The sequence below is a fragment of the Sphingopyxis sp. genome, from assembly GCF_036402335.1.
GTDB lineage: Bacteria > Pseudomonadota > Alphaproteobacteria > Sphingomonadales > Sphingomonadaceae > Sphingopyxis.
The window spans coordinates 1-4448 of sequence record NZ_DASWTD010000539.1 but is presented as its reverse complement, the minus strand read 5'-3'; the positions used below and the strand labels follow the sequence as shown (position 1 = coordinate 4448).

Annotated in this window: 4 protein-coding genes; 1 reads left to right on the top strand and 3 read right to left on the bottom strand. The window is 67.3% G+C overall.

Translation table 11 applies throughout. From position 1 onward, the window contains the following. Window positions 1–161: 161 nt before the first annotated feature. Window positions 162–509, top strand: coding sequence for a GntR family transcriptional regulator (locus tag VGD20_RS17635; protein ID WP_331135682.1), 348 nt, complete (start codon window positions 162–164; stop codon window positions 507–509). Window positions 510–672: 163 nt separating this feature from the next. Here the strand turns inward: VGD20_RS17635 and VGD20_RS17630 are convergent, their stop codons facing one another. The 3 genes from VGD20_RS17630 to VGD20_RS17620 form a co-directional block, all read right to left on the bottom strand. Then, on the bottom strand, window positions 673–2517 hold the full coding sequence (locus VGD20_RS17630) for a tetratricopeptide repeat protein (protein WP_331135681.1): 1845 nt from the start codon (window positions 2515–2517) through the stop codon (window positions 673–675). Continuing rightward, a complete protein-coding gene (prsR, locus tag VGD20_RS17625) occupies window positions 2518–3906 on the bottom strand; it encodes a PEP-CTERM-box response regulator transcription factor (RefSeq protein ID WP_331135680.1) in 1389 nt (462 codons plus the stop codon). After that, a partial coding sequence (locus VGD20_RS17620; protein ID WP_331135679.1) for an ATP-binding protein occupies window positions 3903–4448 on the bottom strand: 546 nt, incomplete at its 5' end. The genes prsR and VGD20_RS17620, both read right to left, overlap by 4 nt.

The window sequence follows — 4448 nt, the reverse complement described above, 5'->3', positions numbered from 1 at the left end:
GGCTATTTCTTCCTCGGTACCGGCGCAAGGGAACTCGACGAACGCCCGCGCCCCGAATATGACGACGTCGTTCGCGACTGGGATATTTAATTACATCCGGACGGTATACTTTGTAACGGAGTGCATTTGACTGTGCTGCTGTCTTATGGCATTAAGGCGGCATGCTCGATCAGTCCAAACCGGTGTACCAGCGTCTGCGCGATGTCATCGCCAACGCTATCCTCGACGGCACCTTTCGCGATGGCGACATGCTGCCGTCGGTCCGCTCGCTCGCGGCGGAGGAAGGCGCCAATCCGCTGACCGTCGCAAAGGCTTACCAGACCTTCCAGGACGAAGGACTGGTCACGGTCAAGCGCGGCGTCGGCATGTTCGTCGCCGAGGGTGCGACCGAGCGCCTGCGCGACCTGATGCGCGCCGATTTCCTCGCCAATGTCTGGCCCCCCGTCGCCGACCAGATGCGCCGCATCGGCCTCGACGCACGCACGTTGCTCGATTTGACCGAGGCCTGAGGGCCGATTTCAGCTTTGGGGCGGGAGTTGTCCCTTTTGTGTACCCCGGCGAGAGCCGGGGCCCATGCAGTAACACGCTAAGTTCGCGTCAGAATTCTGGGCCCCGGCTTTCGCCGGGGCGCACATCCCTATCGGCAACTCCCGATCGATTCCGCCGCTACCCTCATCGTCCGATCTGCGCCGACTTGTCGCGCAGATCCGCCGCCGCCTGACTATCGCCGCGCCTTGCCAGCAGATCGGCGTAAAATTCCATGATCCCGGCATTGAGCGGCTGCAGCCGGTAAGCGCGATCGATCAACGGCAACGCGCGCCGGTCGTCGCCCTTCGCCGCCCACGCGCGCGCCAGTTCACGCAGGATCACAACGTCGCGATTCCCGATCCGGCTGCGCACCCGCTCGAAATGCGCAATCGCCTGATCCCAATGCTCGAGGTCCATCGCGAGATGCCCGGCCAGCCGGTCGGCGGCGATGCTCGACGGCTGGCTGTCGCGCAGCGCGAGGATGGCGGCGCCCGAACCGGCGGCATCGCCCGCGCGGAACAGCGCATTCGCGAGCCGCAACGTCGTGCGCTCGCCCGCATCGAGATCGCGCGCGGCGCGATAGGCCTCGACCGCCAGATCGTACCGCCCGCCCGCCAGCGCCGCATCGCCGAGCAGGATATGCGCATCGGCGACGCCGCGGTTGGCGTCGCGCAACCGCATCGCGCGCTCGATCGCGCGGCCGGTGTTGCCGGCCGCGATGTCGGCGGCGATCGCCGGGATCGCCTTCGCCGGATTGAGCGGATCGGCATCGGCCGCCATCGACAGCAGGCCATAATCATTGTTCGCGGTAAAGGGCACCGCTTCGCCGCGTTCCAGTGTCGCAGCGCGCGCCAGATAATCAGCCGATTCGCCGCGCCGCCCCAGTTCGGCTGCGGCGCGCGCGGCGAGCAGCAGCGACCAGCTGTCGGCATCGGGGCGGTCGACCACCGGCAGCAATGCCTCGATCGCGCCATCGGCATCGCCATCGGCCCAGTTCGCGACGGCGAGGATACGGTGCGCGGTAAAATTGTTCGGCTGCTCGGCGAGCAGCCGGTCGGCCCAGGTCGCGGCAACCGCTTCGCCGCCGAGTTCGAGTTCGACGATCGCGCTCAATTGCATGAACGCGGGTTGATCGTCGAGTTCGCCACGCGTCCGCTGGAGCAGGCTGCGCGCCAGCCGGTAATTGTCGGCACGCGCTGCGAGCACCGCCTGCAGATAATAGAGGCGCGGCTCGCGCGGGACGATCGTCGCGGCGTGGCGGAGCGCGCCGAGCATGTCGCGATAGCGGCCAAGATCGCCGAGCGTCGCCGCCTGTTCGATCAGCGCATCGGCGTTGTCGGCGTCAGCCTCCAGCGCCTTCGCATACCAGCCCAGCGAGGCGTTGAGCCCGTCTTCGGTGCGGACGAGATTCGCCTTGAACGCCAGCGCCGCGCTGTTCGCCTTGTCGAGCTCGATCGCATAGTCGACCGCGTCGCGCGCTCCGAGCGTATCGGCGTTGGCATCGCGAAACCGCGCGACATCGACCCATAAAGCAGAGTTGCGCGGCAGTTCGTGCACCGCGCGGTCATAGGCTTCGCGCGCCGCGACCAAGTCGCCATTGCTCAGGTGGACATCGCCCGCGACCCATGCCGCTTCCCCGATCATCTCGGGGATGATCGGCCCGGCATCGAGCGCCTGCATCGCACGCGTGCCCTCGCCCTGCATCGCATAGGCGCGCGCCAGCAACGGGCGCAGCGCTTCTTCCTTCGCTCCGGCCGCCAGTGCGCCCCTGATCGCCGCTTCGGCGCCGACCCCATCGCCGAGCCGGATCGCGACGCGCGCGAGCTCGACGCGCTCGGCGATCGCCCTCGGATTGCCGCGGATCGCGCCTTGCAGTTCGGCGCGGCGTTCCTCGAACGCCTGCCGCGGCGACGCCGGCCGCCCGCCGTCGCATCCCCCCAGCACCGCCGCGATCAGCAGCGCGCCCGTCCAGGAACGGCAAAATCCCATTCAGGCCTGCATCCGATATTGCTTGAGCAGGTCGTAAAGCGTCGGCCGGCTGATCCCGAGCAGCTTGGCGGCGGCCGAGATATTGCCTTCGCTCTGCGTCATCGCCCGGCGGATCGCGACGCGGTCGGCCGCTTCGCGCGCGCTGCGCAGATTCAGCCACGCCTCCTCGCTCTCCGCATCCTTGCCCGCCATATCGAGGTCCTCGCGCATCACCAGCTTGCCGTCTGCCATGATAACGGCGCGTTTGATGCGATTTTCAAGTTCACGGACATTGCCCGGCCAGCGCCCCTCGTCGATCGCCTGCAGCGCGTCGGGCGCAAAGCCGCGTACCGCGGGATTCATCTCGGGCGCATATTGATGGAGGAAGTGGCGCGCGAGCAGCACCGCGTCGCCCGGCCGCTCGGCGAGCGACGGGATCTTCACCACCATCTCGGCAAGCCGGTAATAGAGGTCGTCGCGAAAGCTCTGCTCGGCGATCATCGCATCGAGGTCGCGGTGCGTCGCGCACACGATCCTCGTATCGACCGCGATCGGCTTGCGCCCGCCGATCCGCTCGATCGTCCGTTCCTGCAGGAATCGCAGCAGCTTGACCTGCAGCGGCAGCGGGATGTCGCCGACCTCGTCGAGGAAGAGCGTGCCGCCGTGCGCGAGCTCGATCTTGCCCTCCGTCGTCTTGACCGCGCCGGTAAACGCGCCTTTCTCATGCCCGAACAGCTCGCTTTCGAGCAGGTTCTCCGGGATCGCCGCGCAGTTGATCGCGACGAACGCGCCGTCGCGCCGCGCGCTCGCCTCGTGCAATCCGCGCGCGAGCAATTCCTTGCCGGTGCCGCTTGCTCCCAGCAGCATCACGCTGACGTCGAGGTTCGCGACGCGCTCGATCGTGCGCGCGACCTTCTGCATCTCGGGCGCGCCGGTGATCATCCCGCCAAGCACACGATTGTCGGTGGCCCCCTGCTCCGCCAGACGCGCGTTCTCGACCTCGAGTTCGCGCACGTGAAAGGCGCGACGGACGATCAGCCCCAGCTCGTCGATGTCGATCGGCTTCTGATAGAAATCCCACGCACCGCTGGCGATCGCGGTCAGCGCACTGGCGCGCTCGCCATGGCCCGACACGACGATCACCTTGGTGTCGGGCTTGATTTCGAGGATCGTCTTCAGCGTCCGGAAGCCTTCGCGCGTCCCGTCGGCATCGGGCGGCAGCCCCAGGTCGAGCGTAACCACGTCGGGTTCCTCGGCGCGCAACAGTTCGATCGCCGCATCATGGTCACCGGCGACCAGCACCTGATAATCCTCATAGGCCCATTTGAGCTGCGCCTGCAGCCCCGGATCGTCCTCGATCACCAGCAATTTGCGGATATTGGTCCCCGCGCCGTTCGTTTCCCCACTCATTTCGATGCCACTTTCATCATGCGTGCGTCGATACCCGCGTCGCCATGCGCATCGGCATGCGGCAACCACAGGGTGAAATTGCTGCCCTTGCCGGGCTCGCTCGCTACCTCGATCGCGCCCCCCATCGCTTGTGCGATCTGCAACGCCTCGAAGGCGCCAAGGCCGAAACCCGCATCCTTCGTCGACACGAAGGGCTTGAACAACTCGTCGCGAATGAAGGCGCGCGTCATCCCGACGCCCTGATCGATCACGTCGATACGGACGCGGCCCTGTTCGGCGACCGCCACGACCTGCACCGGAGTCCCCGCTTCGGAGGCATCGATGGCGTTGGCGACCAGATGCTGGACGACCTGCCGGATCGAGCCCGCGTCGCCCCAGGCCGCCAGTCCTGCCTGGCACCCGACGAACAGCGCGCGGCGCGGGCGGGCTTCGGCCGCGATGTCGTTCAGGACCGGCTCGATCAGGATTCGTCCGGCTTCGGCCGCTGGCCCGCGCTCGCGCGGCGACAGGCGGACGAGCAGGTCGCTGAGCCGTCCCGCCGA